At 56.9% G+C, this 19,270-nt stretch carries 13 protein-coding genes and 2 rRNA genes; 3 read left to right on the top strand and 12 right to left on the bottom strand.

Going from position 1 to position 19,270, the window contains the following annotated elements:
* Positions 1-60 precede the first annotated feature (60 nt).
* A complete protein-coding gene (locus I6G90_RS11875) occupies positions 61-2,520 on the top strand; it encodes a beta-mannosidase (protein WP_197927639.1) in 2,460 nt (819 codons plus the stop codon).
* Between the two features lie 86 nt (positions 2,521-2,606).
* Here I6G90_RS11875 and I6G90_RS11880 read toward each other — a convergent pair whose 3' ends face one another.
* On the bottom strand, positions 2,607-3,398 hold the full coding sequence (locus I6G90_RS11880) for a MurR/RpiR family transcriptional regulator (RefSeq protein WP_197927641.1): 792 nt from the start codon (positions 3,396-3,398) through the stop codon (positions 2,607-2,609).
* Between the two features lie 129 nt (positions 3,399-3,527).
* On the opposite strand from I6G90_RS11880, the gene I6G90_RS11885 reads away from it, so the two are divergent.
* Complete coding sequence (locus tag I6G90_RS11885; protein ID WP_197927643.1) at positions 3,528-3,722, top strand: hypothetical protein; 195 nt, start codon at positions 3,528-3,530, stop codon at positions 3,720-3,722.
* A gap of 86 nt (positions 3,723-3,808) precedes the next feature.
* Complete coding sequence (glnE, locus tag I6G90_RS11890; protein WP_197927645.1) at positions 3,809-6,706, top strand: bifunctional [glutamate--ammonia ligase]-adenylyl-L-tyrosine phosphorylase/[glutamate--ammonia-ligase] adenylyltransferase; 2,898 nt, start codon at positions 3,809-3,811, stop codon at positions 6,704-6,706.
* A gap of 80 nt (positions 6,707-6,786) precedes the next feature.
* Here the strand turns inward: glnE and I6G90_RS21490 are convergent, their stop codons facing one another.
* From I6G90_RS21490 to I6G90_RS11935, 11 genes are all read right to left on the bottom strand, one after another.
* A complete protein-coding gene (locus I6G90_RS21490) occupies positions 6,787-6,924 on the bottom strand; it encodes an SDR family oxidoreductase (RefSeq protein WP_269668375.1) in 138 nt (45 codons plus the stop codon).
* Entirely contained in the window at positions 6,912-7,184 is a 273-nt protein-coding gene (locus tag I6G90_RS21495; RefSeq protein ID WP_269668425.1) for an SDR family NAD(P)-dependent oxidoreductase, read from the bottom strand. Before I6G90_RS21495 ends, I6G90_RS21490 begins: the two co-directional genes overlap by 13 nt.
* Positions 7,185-7,212: 28 nt before the next feature.
* Complete coding sequence (locus I6G90_RS21500; RefSeq protein WP_269668376.1) at positions 7,213-7,530, bottom strand: SDR family NAD(P)-dependent oxidoreductase; 318 nt, start codon at positions 7,528-7,530, stop codon at positions 7,213-7,215.
* Positions 7,531-7,608: 78 nt separating this feature from the next.
* On the bottom strand, positions 7,609-9,819 hold the full coding sequence (locus I6G90_RS11900) for a glycoside hydrolase (RefSeq protein ID WP_197927647.1): 2,211 nt from the start codon (positions 9,817-9,819) through the stop codon (positions 7,609-7,611).
* Positions 9,820-9,926: 107 nt separating this feature from the next.
* Positions 9,927-10,691, bottom strand: a complete 765-nt coding sequence (locus tag I6G90_RS11905; RefSeq protein WP_232254356.1) for a DUF2861 family protein — start codon at positions 10,689-10,691, stop codon at positions 9,927-9,929.
* 80 nt (positions 10,692-10,771) lie between these two features.
* Positions 10,772-11,419, bottom strand: a complete 648-nt coding sequence (locus I6G90_RS11910) for a response regulator transcription factor (RefSeq protein ID WP_197927651.1) — start codon at positions 11,417-11,419, stop codon at positions 10,772-10,774.
* A complete protein-coding gene (locus tag I6G90_RS11915) occupies positions 11,416-12,798 on the bottom strand; it encodes an ATP-binding protein (protein ID WP_197927653.1) in 1,383 nt (460 codons plus the stop codon). Before I6G90_RS11915 ends, I6G90_RS11910 begins: the two co-directional genes overlap by 4 nt.
* 145 nt (positions 12,799-12,943) lie before the next feature.
* Complete coding sequence (locus I6G90_RS11920) at positions 12,944-15,106, bottom strand: AsmA family protein (protein WP_197927654.1); 2,163 nt, start codon at positions 15,104-15,106, stop codon at positions 12,944-12,946.
* Between the two features lie 165 nt (positions 15,107-15,271).
* A complete protein-coding gene (locus I6G90_RS11925) occupies positions 15,272-15,775 on the bottom strand; it encodes an NUDIX domain-containing protein (protein ID WP_197927655.1) in 504 nt (167 codons plus the stop codon).
* Positions 15,776-15,958: 183 nt separating this feature from the next.
* Positions 15,959-16,073 (bottom strand): 5S ribosomal RNA (gene rrf / locus I6G90_RS11930).
* Between the two features lie 126 nt (positions 16,074-16,199).
* Positions 16,200-19,089 (bottom strand): 23S ribosomal RNA (locus I6G90_RS11935).
* Between the last annotated feature and the right edge of the window lie 181 nt (positions 19,090-19,270).

Consider the following 19,270-nt stretch of genomic DNA (forward strand, 5'->3'; position numbering starts at 1 on the left):
AAGATATTCTGCCTCCTGCGGGTGGTGCACTTCAGACACGGGATGTAAAACAGGTTTTTTATGAACACGATCTCTTTGGATGGAAGTTGGACATTACGCTCACCACAGCACCCTGAACTTGAATTGGAGTGCAAGCTGCCTGGCGACATTCACTCAGCACTTATTAAGCAGGGAGTTATTGTTGATCCCTACTTTGGTTGCAATGAGGATGATGTGCAATGGGTGGGGGAAAGTGACTGGACACTAACTAAAAATATTCATATCGCTCAACAGTGGCTCTGCGCCTCAGCCATCGAGCTACAATTGAGCTCGGTCGATACTACCGCCGACTTTTATGTTAATGAGAAACATGTCTTGCACTGCGAGAACATGTTCCAGCACTACCGTATTGATATATTACCCTTTGTCTTGGCTGGTGTTAACGAGGTTAAAATTGTTCTATCCAGAAATGATCTGGTTGCTAAAAATCGCTCAAAAAAGCAACCGCTCCCTATTCCATGGGCCGTTGGAAATAACAAAATCCCCCACATGAACCTGTTACGCAAGACACAATGTCATGCAGGCTGGGATTGGGGAATTTGCCTGATGGTCAGCGGAATTTATGACTCTATCAAGTTGCAACCACTCTATCAGACCAAAATCCATCAAGTAGTAACTAGCCAGCAGTGGCCAGATGACCATCGCTGCATCTTAAAAATTGATGTGGAATATGAGTGCCTAACGGCAGGCCAGCAAGAACATATGTTGAATATCACATTCGATAGTCAACCCCATGTTATTGCCTTAAATGGTAACGAGATCGGCCGTTTTCATTACCAACATGAGATAGAAGTAATCCAACCAAGACGCTGGTGGCCAGTTGGATATGGTGATCAACCACTCTATCCACTATCGGTACAACTGCATGATTGCTGCATAACTAAAAAACTGGGACTGCGCCAACTCACCTTATATACCGCTACGGATCAATATGGTTCGGCCATGACCTTTATCGTTAATGGATTACCAATCATGGCAAAGGGGGCAAACTGGATTCCGGTTGATGCCCTTCCCTCAAGGCAGACACCAGCACGCTATCAGCAGTTGCTCGGTGATGCTGTGGCCGCCAACATGAATATGCTCCGAGTCTGGGGCGGTGGTATGTATGAACAAGATATTTTTTACGAGCTGTGTGATGAGCTAGGATTACTTGTTTGGCAAGACTTTATGTTCTCTTGCGCTCTTTACCCCTCTACTCCAGATTTCATTGAGGATGTCGTTAGCGAAATAGCACAGCAAATCGATCGACTATCCGATCACCCCTGCCTAGCACTATGGTGCGGTGACAATGAGGTGATTGGCGCTATAAACTGGTATCCAGAATCGAAAACAAATCGTGAGCGCTATATAGTCAACTATGATCGCCTGAATAGAAAGCTGGCCGAACTGGTGCATACCCGAGATCCCTCACGAACGTTCTGGCCCAGCTCCCCGTGCAATGGTGATCTCGATTACGGCGATGCCTGGCATCATGATGACAAAGGCGATATGCATTTTTGGGATGTATGGCACTCTGGAAAATCCTTTGATGCATACTGCAAGATTAAGCCTCGATTCTGCTCTGAGTTCGGATTCCAGTCATGGCCATCTTTTCCTACAGTTAAGACATTCAGCAGTGAAGAAGAGTGGAATATCACCTCGCCGACCTTCGAACAACATCAAAAAAATAGTCGTGGAAACAGTATCATCACCGAAATGTTCACCCGGTATTTCCGATTCCCGAATAATTTTCAGCATATGCTCTACCTCAGCCAGGTACAACAAGCATTAGCCATTAAAACTGCAAGCGAGTACTGGCGTACGAACAAACATATCTGCCGCGGCATTCTTTATTGGCAACTGAATGACTGCTGGCCGGTCAGTTCATGGTCAAGCATTGAGTACACTGGTCGCTGGAAGCAGCTACACTATCATGCTAAACGATTTTTCGACCCACAGTTGGTCACATTTATTCATGAAGATGATCAGTTGACTTTGCATCTCATCAATGACGAGTATCGAGATATATCATATTGCGCTAGGATAATGAAAATTTCATGGGCTGGTTCTCTTATAAGTGAAGATTTCATTGATGGAACTATAACTACCGATATAGCTATCCCACTCTGGAATGAAATTTTACAACTAGAGTCAGCTGATAATAAATGTTTTTTTTACCATGTCACGTGTCAATGTGATGATAAAATCATAGAGAACACCTATTGCCCTGTAGTATATAAACAAGCAAAGTTAATAACTTGCATGATTGAATGGCAGGTAATAGAGAAAGGGAACGAACTTTGTATTTTACTAGACTCAGATTACCCTGCACTATTCGTGCATTTAGAATATAATGGTGATGGTATATTCTCTGAGTCCAGCTTTACTCTGTTACCAAGCAAGATAATTGGAGCAAAAAAACAAGTTACATATCGTGGAGAGGCGACTCTTGAGCAGTTAAGAGATGGCTTGAAAATATATGACTTATCAAATAGCTTCTGAGCAAAAAGAATTTCACATGTATCAAACCCGCCTCATGACAAGGTGGGTTTTCATCATTGACATTGAAGGCTATAAATCTGGTATTATTATAGAAATGGTTTTTCTGTCAGCATCCAGTTATGAGCCTCTTCTTTATATTTAGAGACATAATTTACATAAATGTGATCGATTACCATCAGGATCGGAATCTGACCGGAAATCATTCCAGTCGACTCTTCACCGCTTAACGAGGCAGTCAACAGGCTTACGGTTGCATGCTCCACCAACTTTGACTTTTCATTGCCGGTGATGGCGAAGACTTTTATCCCTCTACTCGTCATCTCCTGCACATTTTCGATCATTTTTTTGTTTTTTCCTTTCAAAGAAAGAATCAACACTAGAGAGTCAGAATTTAATAATGAGGTAATCATCCTCATGGAGCTATCATCCTGCACGATCTCAACAAATTTTCCCAAACGGGTAAAGCGAAATTTGAAATCAGCGGCAGCAAGCGCACTATAGCCAAAACCGAAAACATGGATAATACGATGTTTATATATTTCACCAACAATATCAGAAACAGTATCAAGCGCTAGTCTACCCTCAACCCCTTTGACCATTTCCAGATAATCATAATACAAAGAACTATGAGTATTTTTCAATGGTTCTTGCAGGTCCAGCTTCTGCTGATAGAGATATAACAATTCTTTGAAGTTATTCACTCCAATCTTTTTGCAAAATCTCGTTACCGAGGCAGTCGACACCCCGATTCGTTCAGAAATATCGCCAATGTTAGCCACTGGCTGCCTATTATAAAAATAATCAGCTATTTTATTATCAATATCGGTAAATTTAATCCTAGCATATTCAAACAACAGATAAAGATCTTTGTTTACCATATAAGCATCACTACATCAAATCAATGGAAATATAAATGATAACACCTTTACAACCAACAATACACTGTCAAGAATAACATAATTTCATGTTCTGTAAAACAATCAACTACCAAGGTACACCGGCAATACTTGCATAGCATCCAAGCACAATACATTAAGAAAGCATCAATTAAAACTGGCTTTATTGACCAAGTTAAAATAGATGAATTTTTCTTAAATACAGATACAGATACAGATACAGATACAGATACAGATACAGATACAGATACAGATACAGATACAGATACAGATACAGATAATAATTACAATGCCAATGGTGCGTAGGAGTGACGCAAGGGCCTGACAATGCTAGATTCGCTGACAACCTTTTTGCTCACTATGCAGACCCGTTAACCACAAGGACGGCAACCGTGGCCCAGCATTTTGCTTCTCCCTCCGCATCAATCTCTGCGTCTATCAACTCTTTACCGCCCTTGCTGCAAGAACAGGCCGAACGTCAGTGGCAGCGACTGGTCGAACTGGCCCCCGACTATGGCAACCAGCCCGAACCGATGCGCCACACCCTGCTGACCCTACTCGGTCTCTCCGATTTTGTCGCCGATTCCCTCTTCAAACAACCGGAGTTGCTGACCGAGCTGCTCGCCTCCAAGGATCTGGAGCGGGCCGAGCGCTGGCCCGCCTACCAGAGCGACCTGACCGCCCTACTGGCCGAGGTGAGTGATGAAGAGGCGCTCAAGCGCATCCTGCGCCAGTTCCGCCGTAGCCGCATGCTGGTGATCGCCTGGCGCGAGCTGCTGGGCCACGCTGAAGTGGAAGAGAGCTTTATCCATCTCACCAAACTGGCGGATGCCCTCATCTGCTCCGCCCGCGACTGGCTCTACACCAAACAGTGCTGCGAGCTGGGCACCCCGATGGACGGCAACGGCACCCCGCAGCCGCTGCTGATCCTCGGCATGGGCAAGCTCGGCGGTGGCGAGCTGAATTTTTCCTCCGACATCGACCTAATCTTCACCTTCCCCGAGAACGGCTACACGGTCGGCGGACGGCGCGAGCTCGCCAACCAGCAATTCTTCATCAAGCTGGGCCAGCGCATCATCAACGCCCTCCACCAGCCCACCCAGGATGGTCAGGTGTTCCGGGTCGATATGCGCTTACGCCCCTTTGGCGATGCGGGGCCGCTCGCCATCTCGTTTGCCGCCATGGAGGATTACTACCAGCACCACGGCCGCAACTGGGAGCGCTACGCCATGGTCAAGGCGCGGGTACTGGGCCCCCAGTGCGAGCACGCGGTCGAGCTGGCCGAGATGCTGCGCCCCTTCGTGTTTCGCCGCTATATCGACTTTGGCGTTATCGACGGCCTGCGCCAGATGAAGGCGATGATCGCCGCCGAGGTGCGCCGCAAGGGGCTGGAGGGCAACATCAAGCTGGGGGCTGGCGGCATCCGTGAAGTGGAGTTTATCGCCCAGGCGCTGCAGCTTATTCGCGGCGGGCGCGAACCGGCGCTGCGGGTGCGTCATCTGCCGGAGGCGCTGACCGCCATCGCCCGGTGCGGCGCCCTCGAATCCGCCCATTGCGACCGTCTGCTGGATGCCTATCGCTTCCTGCGCCGGGTCGAGAACATATTGCAGGAGATCGGCGATCAGCAGACCCAGACCCTGCCCACCGAAGAGCGGAATCGCCAGCGGCTGATCGCCGCCCTCGGTTTTGCTGACTGGGGCGCCTTTATGGCTCATCTGGATGAGGAGATGGCCGCCGTCCATCAGGAGTTCGCCGCCGTGGTGGGGGAAGAGAAAGAGGCACCCGCCCATCTGGAGCAGCTCTGGCTCGACCTCTGGCGTACCGAGCTCGATGCCGCCGAGCTGGAAAAATTGCTGACCACACAAGGGGTGGCCGAGCCCGCCCCGCTCTGCGCTGCCCTGCTGCGTTTCAAGGAGGAGTACAAGCGCCGTCAGGTGGGGCCGCAGGGGCGTATCGCGCTGGATTGGCTGATGCCGGAGTTGCTGCGACTGGTGGTGGCCAGCGAGCAGCCCGCCCGCCTGTTCGAGCGGGTGTGCGAGTTGCTGACCCGCATCTTCACCCGCAGCGCCTATCTGCAGCTGCTGGCGGAGAACCCGGGCGCCCTGCGCCAGCTGGTGCGGCTGTGTGATGCCAGCCATCTGGTGAGCGAGCAGCTGGCCCGCTACCCCATCCTGCTGGATGAGCTGCTCGATCCCCAGCACCTCTATCACCCCACCCCGCTCGATCAATACAAACCCCAGCTGCGCCAGTTCCTGCTGCGCATCCCCGAAGAGGACGTGGAGCAGCAGATGGAGGCGCTGCGCCAGTTCAAGCAGGTGCAGTTGCTGCGCATCGTGGCGGCCGACATCGCCGGCGCCCTGCCTCTGATGAAGGTGAGCGACCACCTCACCTGGCTGGCGGAGGCGATCACCGAAGAGGTGGTCAATCAAGCCTGGGCCCAGATGAGTGAACGCTACGGGGTACCGCCCGAGGTAGCGGTGAGCGGCCAGCGCGGCTTTGCGGTGGTGGCCTACGGCAAGCTGGGCGGCATCGAGCTCGGCTACGGCTCGGATCTCGATCTGGTGTTCCTGCACGGCGGCGACCCCAACAGCTACACAGATGGCCGCAAGCCCATCGACAGCCGCCAGTTCTACCTGCGTCTCGCCCAGCGGATCCTGCACCTGTTCAGCACCCGCACCCCGTCCGGCATTCTCTACGAGATCGATATGCGGCTGCGCCCCTCCGGCGACTCCGGCCTGCTGGTCTCGTCGCTGTCGGCCTACGAGCAGTATCAGCAAAACGAGGCGTGGACCTGGGAGCATCAGGCGCTGGTGCGGGCTCGCCCTATCTATGGCGATGACGCCATCGTTGCCGAGTTTGCCCGCATCCGCCGCGATGTGCTGGCCAGGGAACGGGAGCTACCAACTCTGGCCCGCGAGGTGCGCGAGATGCGCCACAAGATGCGGGACCACCTGCTCAAGGCGGGGGCTGGCGAGTTCGATCTCAAGCAGTCCCCTGGCGGCATGGTGGATATCGAGTTTATCGCCCAGTATCTGGTGCTGGCCCACGCCTGCGGCGAGCCCGATGCCCTCACCCGCTGGTCCGATAACGTGCGCATCTTCGACGAGTGCGTGATGGCGGGGGTGCTGACGCTGGAGCAGGCGGAGGGGCTGAAGCAGGCCTATCTGGAGATCCGTAACCTCGGCCATCGCCTCAACCTCTCGGAGATCTCCCGCAAGGTAAGCGATGATCAGCTGCAGAGTGAGCGCAACCATGTGCTCGCAGTCTGGCAAACCCTGCTGGGAGAGTGAGATAAACCACAGCTGGTTCAACGAGAAAGGGGCGCTTGGGCGCCCCTGCTTCATCCTGATATCTACGGTAGCATCACGCGCTATCGTCCACCGGCAAGGTCGATGAAGGTGCCGGTAGCGTAGGAGGCTTCGTCCGACAACAACCAAGCGATAGCGGCGGCCACCTCGGCTGGTTGTCCTCTCCGTTGCAGCGGGATCTGGCTCTTCACTCTATCCACCCGATCGGGCTCCCCCCCCCGTCGGCATGCATCTCTGTATAGATAAAGCCGGGACGCACACCGTTGACGCGTATTCCCTTTGCCGCGACCTCCAACGATAACCCCTTGGTCAGCACATCGATCGCCCCCTTGGAGGCTGCATAATCTACATACTCACCTGCCGAGCCCAAACGGGCAGCTGCCGAGGAGACGTTGACGATGGCGCTGCCCACCGCCATACGCCGTACAGCCTCACGACAGCAAAGAAAATAGCCGGTCACATTGGTGGTCAAAGTCTTGTTGATGCGCTCAGCGCTCAGCGCTCATCTCCATCACTTTCATCTGTGGTTGCAAGATCCCTGCATTGTTCACCAGATGAGTGATCACTCCGAGCCGCTCGTCCATCTCTTCAAACAGATGCACCACCTCAGCCTCAATACTGATATCCGCCTGCACGGCTATGCAGGGGACAGCAAAGTTAGCCTTGATCTCAGCCACCAGCGCATCGGCGGCCTGCCGGTCACACCGATAGTTAATGCAGAGGTTATATCCCTGCCCCGCCAGATAACGAGCGGTAGCAGCACCAATTCCTCTACTGCCACCGGTGATCAACACATTTTTGTTCATTGAGCATCCTTGTTATTCCACTATCAGTTTCACGATCGCTACCCGCCACGATAGTACCCAAACCAACCAGCGCCAACTTCAACGCGCTCCATCCGGTTGCGAGACAAACTGCTGCTGACTGCCATCGGGCAACAGCGCCAACACGCTTTGAGCGGCCAGTTTTATCCCCGCCTGCTCGGTGGCCGGGCCGAAGTTGACTATCAGTCGGGTGCCATCGGCAAACTCGCTCTGCTGCACTACACCTCTTTTATCGAGCCAGTGAAAACCGGTAAGGGGCTGGTTGTAGAGCCTCTCATGCAGCGGACGGAAGAAAGCATCGAGCCCCTTGAGGTAGGGAATGCGCGCGCTGGCGCTATCCAGACTGAGATTGAGCAGCGGCGGCACATTGTAGAGCTGCTGCAACAGTTCGGTCACCTGGCGACTCTCCTTGAACTTCAGGCTATCCATCGTCCAGTGGTGGGTGGTCACTATGCTGTCGTGAAAGACGCTCTGGAACAGCGGCAACCGCAGCGCCGGATCGAAGTAGAGCCCCTGATACTCGGGCTTGAGGTGGCTCTGGCGAAAGAAGTAATCGGGCTGATGCTCGGGATACCAGGCCCCCAGATAGTAGGGGGAGCGCTTGTTACGGCGCATATCGGGATCCTGCCAGCCAAAGCCGCTGGTCTGGGGGCCGTGGGCAAAGGCCGCGGTGCGGTTGGCTACCGCGCCGCCCTCCTCGGAGCCCACCAGCACACCCTGACTCTTGGCAATCCACGCCATCCCCGCCATGCGGTTTTGCGCATCCTGTGCCTGAGTGGTCGGTTTGGCCGGGTCGAAGTCGTCAAACACCATGCCGGTCGCCGCCACATCGAGGAACCAGCTGTTGTAGTGGCTCGCCTGCTGCAACCAGGGTACGCGCTGCTCCATCACCGGGCGCACGCAGGCCTGATTGGTGTAGACGCCGCTGCTTTGAAAGCCACTTTTGCGCCGTCCGTTCTCCTGCATGATGCCGCAGCGCAGATAGCTATCTTGCCCCATCTGGGCGGTGAGCCAGCTCTGTTGGCTATTCCCCTCCGGCAGCGCGGTATCGTAAGAGTCGTAAGGTGCGATGAGATAGCCCGCCTGCTTGGCAAGTTCAATCCCCTCCGGCGCAGCAAAGCCCGCCGTCCACTGGGGCAGACCCAGCCAGAGTTTGGGTAGTCCAGCCTGTTTGAGAGCGGCGATCATCTTGGTCGAGCTGCCATCACCCCAACTCTGCGGCTCGTTGAGCGCAGCCCCCAGTTGCGTGGCCGCCAGCGCACGCCGGGCAGCTAAATCGGCCGGTTGCTGACCCGGATGGCGCTGCGCCAGCGCCTGCTCCACACCGGCCAGCACCAGATTTTGCAGGTAGCGGTTGCGCTCAAGGTCGGGCGCTTGCAGCGCACGCTTGCTCTCCCCCTTGAGCCAGTCAGCGGGGATCAGGCGGCGCAGCGCGGGCCAACTCTTCACATCCTGTGGCACCAGCAGTCGCTCGCCCCAGAGATAGAGGTGAGAGGCACCGATCAGTCGCTTGCCATCCGGCACCGCCGCCAGCTTGCTCTCGAGCGAGACCAGCTCGCCCCGCTCCTGCAACCAGCTGCGATAGGCCTTGCCCGCCGCCAGCCAGTCATTGCCCGGCTGCAGCAACACCGCCACCTCATAGGGATCAGCCTGATTGAGGCGATTGATGCTATGGGTCGCTGTGAGTGCTATGCCGTCCGGTTTGGGCGTAAAGGAGAGGCGGTTGTTGAAGGGGTTGGCAAAGAGGATCGCCAACTGCTGATCGCTGTGATCCAGCCCGACCAGCGGCAGGGTAAGATCCTCGGTGGTGTTGATCCCCTGATACTCCTGCGCCAGCGCCTTGCGCCACGCGGGATGCTCAACCGGGATGCGAAAACCCTCGTGGATCGGCAGCATCAGCGCCTGTGCCCCTGCCGGCACTCGCGGCCATACCAGCTCGCCAGCACTCGCGCGACTCAGGGTGAGGATCAGGCGATTGCCCTCGAGGCGAGCCAACGCCCGCACCTCACCATCGGCACGGGTCAGCCAGCTGGCACGCTCCCCCTCCTGCTGCAATGCAGTGACCGGCTGACGCGGGCCGGGGGCAGAGATGACAAGGTGCTTGCCCGATGGCAGCACAGCCTCGGCTGCCAGGGTGGCGGGATCCAGCTCGATGCGCCACTGCTCGTTGGCAAGGGTCAGCGCCTCCACAGGCAGTGAGAGCAGGGAGAACAGCGGCGCCAACAGCAGCAGCGGGCGGATCCGGCTCGCCAGCACGGGGAAAGAAGTCATGGTCGGTGATTCCTGATAAAAACGGGAATCGCCATTTCAGCAGATCGGCGGCCTGCGATTGTCAGGCCAATGTCAGGATTGCGTGCAACTGCCTATCACGATGCGCATTAATCAACCGGCCCCGCCTGACTGTGACTCAGCTGCAACACCAGCTGGCCACGCTGGCTGGTCTGCACCAGCGAGAGGGTGCGCCAGCTGTCGGGCGTGGCGGTTGGCCAGTTCACCGGCTCATCAGGCGCAATCCGGTGCCACCAGAGCAGTGAGTATTGCGGGCGGGCCAGCACAGTCTGCTCAAGCCAGAGCGGAGTGCACGAAGCGGGATTGGCGGGAGGATTGGCTACCGCCTGCGGCGAGCGGGAGAGCCAGTCCAGATCCTGCACCGCAGGCAGCGGCAACGCCACCTGCCAGCGCTGGCCCGCCACCGTCAGCCGCAGCTGATAGAGCCCGGCTGGCAAAGGCATCGGCAGATCGGCCCCGACAACCCTGACCCCTTTATTCTCTTCCGCCTCCCACTGAGCACCTTCCAAGCGGTTGCGGCCAGCGGGATCGATAAGTTCAGCGGCTGTGATGGGTCCCTCCCCGGTCAGCTGCACCCGATAATCCCGCAGCAGCGGCGCATCGCGCTGGATCAGCTCAAGGCGCAGCTCGCTCACGCCATCAGGCAGAGTGAGCGGGAAATCCTTGCCGCAGTGCAGGGCACTTAGCGCTGCCAGCATCCCCTGCCAGCTGCGGCGCTCGGCATCGCTGTTGAGGGCAGGCCATGCCTGCAGCAAAGATTGCCAGGCGTGCCGGTTATCCCCCTGCAACAGCGCCAGGGTGGCCGGTTGCAGCGGGTTGGGGCGTTCGGTTTCCTGGAGGCGTTCGGTTGCCATCACGCAGCTTACGTTTAGAAGGCCCAGGTTCAGAAGGCCGACGCTTAGAGCCAACAACAACCCAGCCAGCGTTGCGCGCTTCACGCAGTCACCTCCAGCCGGTAGCCGATGCCACGCACCGTTTCGATGGTCAGCCCGGGCAGCTTCTGACGCAGCTGCAGAATATGGGTATCGACCGTGCGGGTGGAGGGAAACGCCTGATAGCCCCACACCCGGTTGAGGATCTCCTCCCGGCTCAGCACCCGCCCCGCCATCCGCACCAGCAGGGTGAGCAGGGCGAATTCGGTGGGGGTGAAGCTCACCTCCGCATCCTGCCAGCTCGCCTGCATCCGGGCGGGATGAAGCTGCAAGCCGCCCATCGCCTGAGTGCCATCCCCCAGCTGGCGCAACTGAGCACGGATCCGCGCCAGCAGCTCGTCGTGGGAGAAAGGCTTGGTCAGGTAATCGCGCGCCCCCGCATCGAGCCCGGCCACCCGATCGCTCACCTCCACCCTTGCGGTCAGCACGATCACCGGCAGTGCCTTGCGCGCCAGCCACTGGGGCAACCAGTCGAGAGCATCCCCCTCTGGCATGGTGCGATCCAGCAGCACCAGATCCGCAGCCAGCCACTGCTGCTCCGCCGCGGCTAAGGTGTCGCACCAGAGGCAGCGATACCCCTCGCGGATCAGATAGCGTTGCAGGTTCTCCGCCAGCAGCGCCTCGTCTTCGACAAGCAGGATGGTCTTCATGATTCGGGGTCGCTCCAGAGTTGGCAGGGCAGCGTCAGGGTAAAGGTAGTGGGCGGGCCGGATAGAGCGAGGCGTCCGCCAAGACGGCGCAGCAGATGGCGCACAATGGCAAGCCCCAGCCCCAAACCCTCGGCACGGGCACCACGACGCAGCAGGGTGGCGATCCGGTAACTCGGCAGCTCGCCGCCATCGCTGACCGCGAGGATCAAGCGCCCCGCCTGCCAACTGGCAAAGATCCGAACCGGGGCGCGGCCATGCTGGCTGGCGTTACGCAGCAGGTTGTCGAGGGCGAGATCGAGCCAGTAGAAGGGGAGCGCCAGTGTCAACTCACGCTCAAGGCAGAAGGTTGCGCCATGCCGCTCGCAGGCCAGCGTGAGCCACTCGGCCAGACTGACCGCCACCCGCTCATCCTCGAGCGTCTCTGCCGCCAGATAGTGGCGACTGGCCTGTGCCAGTTGATGCAAGCGGGCGACACTGCCCAGCAGCTGACCCACGCTCTGCTGGGCGGAAGGGGGGAGCCGGTCGAAGTCGTGGCGCAGCTCCTCGCTGATGCCGGAGAGCGCCATGATGGGAGTGCGCAGCTCGTGGGTCAGCATCTGCAATGCGACACGCCGCTCCCGCAGCAGGCGCCAGCGCTGCCAGCTGGCCCACCCCAGCAACAGGATAAAGCCAAACGTACTGGCCAGCGCCAGCCACTGCCAATGCAGCGTGGTGCGCTCGTTGATGCAGATCCCCCCAACCCGCTCCTGGCAGGAGCCATCGACCCGGCTATCCAGCGTCACGCCAAGCCGCTCGGCCAGCGGTTGCCACAGCCCGGCGCCATAACGGCGCCACTGCCCATCGGCAAGCAGCCAGAGCTGATCCGATTGCAGCAGCCAGCGCTCGCCCCGCAGCAGGGCGTCGAGGTTGTCATCATCAAGCTCGCCAAGCTGCCCCAACCGGTCGCGCCGCTCCCGCACATGGAGCAGATCGTCGAGCCCGGCCGCCGGATGACCAGCCAGCCAGCGGGCAGCGCTACTTCCCCCCAGCGGATAGACGGGGTGAGCGGCAAACCAGCTGGCCGAGGGCATTGACCCCTCTTTGCAAAGCGCCCGCAGCAGTGGCAGCCACTCGGCGGGCAAGTCATTCTCTGTCCCGCACTCCTGCTGATAGCGATAGATGGCCTGCAACTGGCGCAGCGGATAACGGTGCCAGGCGGGATAGAGGGTGTCAGGAGCAATCAGGCGACGGTCGAGCCGCTGCACCTCGTCAAGAGGCAGCGCCTGTTCGGGAACCTGCCTGGCCAGCTCGCCAGCCAGACGATCCGCCAGCGGCCCGGCCAGCACGGGAGAAGCCATGCCGTAGCAGATCAGGGAGCAGAGCAGCAGGATCAGGCGCATGGGTTCAACTCGAGATGACTCCGGATGAAGACACAGCAGATCACTGCGCCATAAAAAATGTCAGCGCCATTTTTCAATGGCGCTGACATCCGGTCAACCGCTAACAGCATTGGCGCAGCGCCCGCCAGCCCATATGAACCATCACCTATTTGAACAGTCCCTTGAGCAGCTGGTCTGCCACTCCTTTGACGGCATCGTTGTCGGCCTTGTCACCCAGCAGCTTCTTGAGGCCGCGCTCAGCCTCCTTGCGTGCCTTATCCTCCAGCAGCTTGTTGTTGCTGAGCAGCGCCTTTACGTCGAGCTGGTAGCTGGGCGCCTGCCAGTGGCCGCCGATCCGCACCGGAATGGTGATCTCCTTCAGCTCGTCCACATCCTTGCCCCCCTGCCCCTTGCTGCTCTCGACGATGGAGGTGAGGAACAGGAAGTCGAGGCTCTGTGGCACCAGCGCCGTCTGCCCCTCACCCTTGACTCGTAAGGCCGGGGCAAAGAGCTGGATGTCGTTGCTGCGGGCGATGCCATCGGCAATCAGGAAGCTGGCGGTCAGGGCGCTGAAGTCGGTCTTGCGCGCCTCCTTCACCTGTTCGGCCCCCTTGCCAGTGAGGGTGGCCCGCGCCTCGCGGATCATCTCAGGCAGGTTGATGCCGTGCAGGGCACCATCGCTCAGCTTCAAGGTAACCTTGCCCTGCATCCCGTTGCGCAGTGCCAGCGCAGAGAGACCACGGCCCTGCACCTGCACATCCAGATCGCCCTTGCCCTCCAGCAGATCACTCTGGGCCAGAGTCTGCAACAAGGGACGAATGTTCACTCCGGTCACCTGCTTGTGCACCTTGTAGGTGGCGGGTTGCTGGCGTGCGTCGAGTACCCCGTTCGCTTTCACCTGACCGCCAGCCACGGTCGCGCTGAACTGTTTGAGCGTCAGCAGTCCCTTGGTCCGCGCCACCTGTAGGTCAACGCTCCCCAGCTCCAGCCCCTTCAGACGCAGGCTGCCGAGTTGCAGCCGACCATCCAGATCCACCCCCTTGAGCGCGCCCAGATCCGGTTCAACCGCGGAGAGAGCTTCGCTCTTGCCGGTTGCCGCTTTATTGTCACTTGCAGCGGCATTGGAAGCACCGATCGCCGGTTTGTTCTCTTTGGCCTGCGCAGGTGTGGTCGGTGCCGATTTGGCTAGCCATTTATCGAGATCCAGCTTCTCCTCCTTGAGATCGAAGCTGATCGCGGGAACAGCTCCAAGCTGCACGGTTCCATCACCACTCAGCAGAGCCTCATCAGCACTCATCACCAGCTTGCTCAGGGTAATCAACTGCTTGTCGAGCTCGGCGCGGGCAAACCCGGCCAGTTTCAGCTTCATCTGCGGGCGCGGCAGCGCATCACCTTCCAGCGCTGCGGTCAGAAGCACATCGGAGAGTTCGGCAAGCTTCATCTCTTTATCGAGCCGCCCCTTGAGCGTCCCCTCCAGCGAGCCAGCCAGTGAAGCTTGTTGCCCCTCGCCTTTGGCCCCCTTGAGTGCCAACGTGAGGTTGCTCCACTCACCGAGGGCCAACCGGTCTCCCTTGATGGAGAAACTCTCGAGTCGCAGGGATGGGTCACTCAGGCTGCCACTGAGGCTCAGATCTTTCAGTTCACTGGCCATCGCCTCCTGCGCCAGCTTGATCTGGGTCTGTCCCTTGATATCGAAAGCGAGCTTGTCTGCACTTCCCTTGGCGGCCAGCGTCACGGGTACCCACTGACCAGTGGCCAGCTGCCCCATATCGAGATCGAGGCGATCCAGTCGCAGCGACGTGCCGCTGCGATCATCCTTTACCAGCGCACTGGCCTGGGAGAGCGCGACACCCTGCAAGCTGATCTGCCAGGGCTTGCTATCAGCGGTTGGCGCAGGGGTTGCGGGGACGACCGGTTCGCTTGCATCAGCAGTGGCATCTTTGATCAGTCCGCTCAGATTGGAGCTGCCATCCGCCTTGGTCTGGATAAAGAGATGGGCGCCACTCAGGGTCACCTTGCCGATCTCCAGACGATGGGAAAGCAGCGGCAACAGGGCCACCGAGGCCTCGCCCTGTTCGAAACGAACCAGATCCGGCTCGGCAAAACCGGCCGGATTGCGCAGGGCGACCTTCTCCAGCGAGAGGCCGAGACTCGGCCAGAAACGCCAGTCAATCTCCCCCGCCATCACCAGTTCGCGGCCCGTGCTCTTGCGCACCTGCTCAGCCAGCTGGGGTTTGAATTGATTGGGGTCGATAAGGCTGACCAGCGCCGCAATGGCCACCACCGCCGCCACGGCCAGGCCCAGCAAGATGTAGATGATCTTCTTCACGATGCACTCCTTGAATAGGGATCCTGACCGTGACTATATCATCCGGGGCAACGCAGGGGGGGCATGGCGGCGAAAAGGGCGAGATCACCGGACAGGGATAGTCGCGACCTCTGACGCCGGAGATTCTGACTCCGCGATCAACAGAGGCCCCGGAGGGCCTCAAGCTCAGAGATGAGCAGGCTGCTGCAATAGCGCCACGGCAGATCGGGTCGAGGTGAAAGCGAAACGGGACAAGGAGAGCGAATCGAGCTTCACCCACTGACAATCAGCCACGTCATCGGCGGGCTGGATAGCCGGTTTCTCTGCCAGCGTAATGGCAAAGAAGGTGTCACAGGTGTGGTAGGTGATGCCGTCATAGGGATAGGTATTGGCGAACGAGCCAAGATAACGACATGGCTGACCAGCCATATCGAACCCCAACTCTTCCTGTAACTCACGACGCAGCGCGACCTCCAGCGACTCGCCAGGATCGACAAATCCCCCCGGCAGATCCAGCAGCCCCTTACCCGGATTACGGGCGCGCACCGCAACCAGCACCTCATCCTGCCAGCAGATCGCCACCATCACTGCCGCCGCAACATTCTGGAAAAAATGAAAACCGCAGTCACAACGACACTCTTTCTGACTGATGCGCTGCAGGGTTTGACCGCCGCATTTTGGACAAAACATGGGCTATCTCCGACGAAATAAAGCGCCATTTTACGCCCCTAGGGCCGTTTTTTATGAGTAAAACAGACGGGAAGATAAGGGATTCAGGGGACGGAGGAGTAAAGAAGGTCAATTTTCAGGCGATTTGCTGATTTTCAGCCAATAAAAAACCCCGCTCGATGAGCGGGGTTTCTTGTATTGGGTGCCTGGCAGTGTCCTACTCTCGCATGGCGAATGCCACACTACCATCGGCGCTACCGCGTTTCACTTCTGAGTTCGGCATGGGATCAGGTGGTTCCACGGCGCTATGGCCGCCAGGCAAATTCTTCAATCTGAGAAAGCTGACGTGAATAACGATGTTGCTCGTGGCTTGTCGCTATCACTGAATTAGTTAGTAGTTCGCTTGGTATTTGCTACAAGGCCCAGAACACTTCTTGGGTGTTGTATGGTTAAGCCTCACGGGTAATTAGTATGGGTTAGCTCAACACGTCGCCGCGCTTACACACCCCACCTATCAACGTTGTGGTCTCCAACGGCCCTTTAGGACCCTCAAGGGGTCAGGGATGACTCATCTCAGGGCTCGCTTCCCGCTTAGATGCTTTCAGCGGTTATCGATTCCGAACTTAGCTACCGGGCAGTGCCACTGGCGTGACAACCCGAACACCAGAGGTTCGTTCACTCCGGTCCTCTCGTACTAGGAGCAACTCCCTTCAATCATCCAACGCCCACGGCAGATAGGGACCGAACTGTCTCACGACGTTCTGAACCCAGCTCGCGTACCACTTTAAATGGCGAACAGCCATACCCTTGGGACCGACTTCAGCCCCAGGATGTGATGAGCCGACATCGAGGTGCCAAACACCGCCGTCGATATGAACTCTTGGGCGGTATCAGCCTGTTATCCCCGGAGTACCTTTTATCCGTTGAGCGATGGCCCTTCCATTCAGAACCACCGGATCACTATGACCTACTTTCGTACCTGCTCGACCTGTCCGTCTCGCAGTTAAGCTGGCTTATGCCATTGCACTAACCTCCTGATGTCCGACCAGGATTAGCCAACCTTCGTGCTCCTCCGTTACTCTTTGGGAGGAGACCGCCCCAGTCAAACTACCCACCAGGCACTGTCCGCGAGCCCGATTCAGGGCCCTGCGTTAGAACATCAAACATACAAGGGTGGTATTTCAAGGACGGCTCCAGCGCAACTGGCGTCACGCCTTCAAAGCCTCCCACCTATCCTACACATGTAGGTTCAATGTTCAGTGCCAAGCTGTAGTAAAGGTTCACGGGGTCTTTCCGTCTAGCCGCGGGTACACCGCATCTTCACGGCGAATTCGATTTCACTGAGTCTCGGGTGGAGACAGCATGGCCATGGTTACACCATTCGTGCAGGTCGGAACTTACCCGACAAGGAATTTCGCTACCTTAGGACCGTTATAGTTACGGCCGCCGTTTACCGGGGCTTCGATCAAGAGCTTCGCTTGCGCTAACCCCATCAATTAACCTTCCGGCACCGGGCAGGTGTCACACCCTATACGTCCACTTTCGTGTTTGCAGAGTGCTGTGTTTTTGATAAACAGTCCCAGCCATCTGGTCACTGCGACTCCCGACTGCTCCATCCGCAAGGGACTTCACTGTCAAGAGCGAACCTTCTCCCGAAGTTACGGTTCTATTTTGCCTAGTTCCTTCACCCGAGTTCTCTCAAGCGCCTTGGTATTCTCTACCCGACCACCTGTGTCGGTTTGGGGTACGATGACTTGTAATCTGAAGCTTAGAGGCTTTTCCTGGAAGCAGGGCATCAATGGCTTCCGCACCGTAGTGCGTTCGTCTCGTGTCTCAGTGTTGTGTCTCCGGATTTGCCTAGAAACACCACCTACGCACTTTCACCAGGACAACCGTCGCCTGGCCCACCTAGCCTTCTCCGTCCCCCCATCGCAATTACAAGTCGTGCAGGAATATTAACCTGCTTCCCATCGATTACGCCTTTCGGCCTCACCTTAGGGGTCGACTCACCCTGCCCCGATTAACGTTGGACAGGAACCCTTGGTCTTCCGGCGAGGAGGCTTTTCACCCCCTTTATCGTTACTTACGTCAGCATTCGCACTTCTGATATCTCCAGCATACCTCTCGATACACCTTCGCAGACTTACAGAACGCTCCCCTACCACTCATACATAAGTATGAATCCGCGGCTTCGGTGCCTGGTTTGAGCCCCGTTACATCTTCCGCGCAGGCCGACTCGACTAGTGAGCTATTACGCTTTCTTTAAATGATGGCTGCTTCTAAGCCAACATCCTAGCTGTCTGAGCCTTCCCACATCGTTTCCCACTTAACCAGAACTTTGGGACCTTAGCCGGCGGTCTGGGTTGTTTCCCTCTTCACGACGGACGTTAGCACCCGCCGTGTGTCTCCCGGATATTACTTACTGGTATTCGGAGTTTGCATGGAGTTGGTAAGTCGGGATGACCCCCTAGTCCAAACAGTGCTCTACCCCCAGTAGTATTCGTCCGAGGCGCTACCTAAATAGCTTTCGGGGAGAACCAGCTATCTCCGAGTTTGATTGGCCTTTCACCCCCAGCCACAGGTCATCCCCTAACTTTGCAACGTTAGTGGGTTCGGTCCTCCAGTTGATGTTACTCAACCTTCAACCTGCCCATGGCTAGATCACCCGGTTTCGGGTCTACACCTTGCAACTAGACGCCCAGTTAAGACTCGGTTTCCCTACGGCTCCCCTATACGGTTAACCTCGCTACAAAATGTAAGTCGCTGACCCATTATACAAAAGGTACGCAGTCACCCCGAAGGGCTCCCACTGCTTGTACGTACACGGTTTCAGGTTCTATTTCACTCCCCTCACAGGGGTTCTTTTCGCCTTTCCCTCACGGTACTGGTTCACTATCGGTCAGTCAGGAGTATTTAGCCTTGGAGGATGGTCCCCCCATATTCAGACAGGATGTCACGTGTCCCGCCCTACTCGATTTCACTTCAAGGTCGTTTTCATGTACGGGGCTATCACCCTGTATCGCTGGCCTTTCCAGGACCATTCCACTAACTTCCAAGAAACTTAAGGGCTAATCCCCGTTCGCTCGCCGCTACTGAGGGAATCTCGGTTGATTTCTTTTCCTCGGGGTACTTAGATGTTTCAGTTCTCCCGGTTCGCCTCGTTGCACTATGTATTCATGCAACGATACCTAGCTTATGCTAAGTGGGTTTCCCCATTCGGAAATCTGTGAGTAATAGCGTCTCTTACCGACTTCTCACAGCTTATCGCAGGTTAGTACGTCCTTCATCGCCTCTGACTGCCAAGGCATCCACCATGTACGCTTAGTCACTTAACCATACAACCCCAAGAAGTGTCGTCGAAACGACGCGACTTGTTGAAGTACAACAAGGACCAAATAAAATTTGGTTTTCGCCAAGAAGTTTCCAAAGCACTTGTAACAAATGTTTGAGAACTACTTTTTAAATCAGCTTTCCAGATTGTTAAAGAGCATGTTTGCAACAGCACAAGGCTGAAGA

The sequence above is a fragment of the Aeromonas allosaccharophila genome (assembly GCF_016026615.1).
GTDB lineage: Bacteria > Pseudomonadota > Gammaproteobacteria > Enterobacterales > Aeromonadaceae > Aeromonas > Aeromonas allosaccharophila.